Raw genomic sequence first — 793 nt, forward strand, 5'->3', positions numbered from 1 at the left:
TCTTTTCAAAAACAAGAAAACAGAAGTGATGCTAATAAAGTGCGAACATCTTAATAAATTAGACAGTGACATCGCTAAATTCCTCAACGTTGATGGCTTTATTTWAAAAACAGTAATGAAGCAAAAAACAAGTGGTATTCAAATATCTATAGTCATTCAAAACAATTACGACTTTCTAAAGCTATTTACATGTACGACCTACCACTCTACCGTCATTTATATTCAGAGGAAGAGAGAGCTCAATTTAAGAACAAATGGTTAAAGACACCAGGGACGAGTCAGAAATGAAAAAAGTACTGCATATTACAGAAGCATTTGGCGGTGGTGTACAAACTGCACTTTATAGCTACGTTTATTCATCAAGGAATGAACCTATTGAGCATCACCTTTTTGCCCGAGCCCGTGAAGAAGATTCTACGAAAGAAAACGGTAACAACCAATTTCAATCATCCACCTTCATTGATGGTAATCTGGTTCAATTTTTCTTGAGTGCCAATCAACGTATCAAACAACTCCAGCCGGAGGTGATCCACCTCCACTCCAGCAAGGCGGGATTTCTTGGGCGATTTTTGACTGTGGGCAATGCAAAACTTATCTATACCCCGCATTGTTACGCGTTTGAACGAGAAGACATCTCGGTCTATGCACAAAATTCTATCGAATACTCGAAGGATTCGCATTAAGAATTTACTGCGATTGCTGGATGCAGCCAGCGTGAATGCGATTTAGCCATTTCGTTGGGAGCCAAAAAGCGGAGTTACTGAATAACTACGTCACCTACCAATCTAACGCC

The 793-nt window shown here is 39.6% G+C and carries 2 pseudogenes; both read left to right on the top strand.

The window, feature by feature from the left end:
• A pseudogene (locus CIK04_RS29590) lies at nucleotides 1–288 on the top strand (putative capsular polysaccharide synthesis family protein); the annotation flags it as partial.
• Nucleotides 285–793 (top strand): annotated as a pseudogene (locus tag CIK04_RS29595) (glycosyltransferase); the annotation flags it as partial. The pseudogenes CIK04_RS29590 and CIK04_RS29595, both read left to right, overlap by 4 nt.

The sequence above is a fragment of the Vibrio sp. 03_296 genome, from assembly GCF_002265885.1.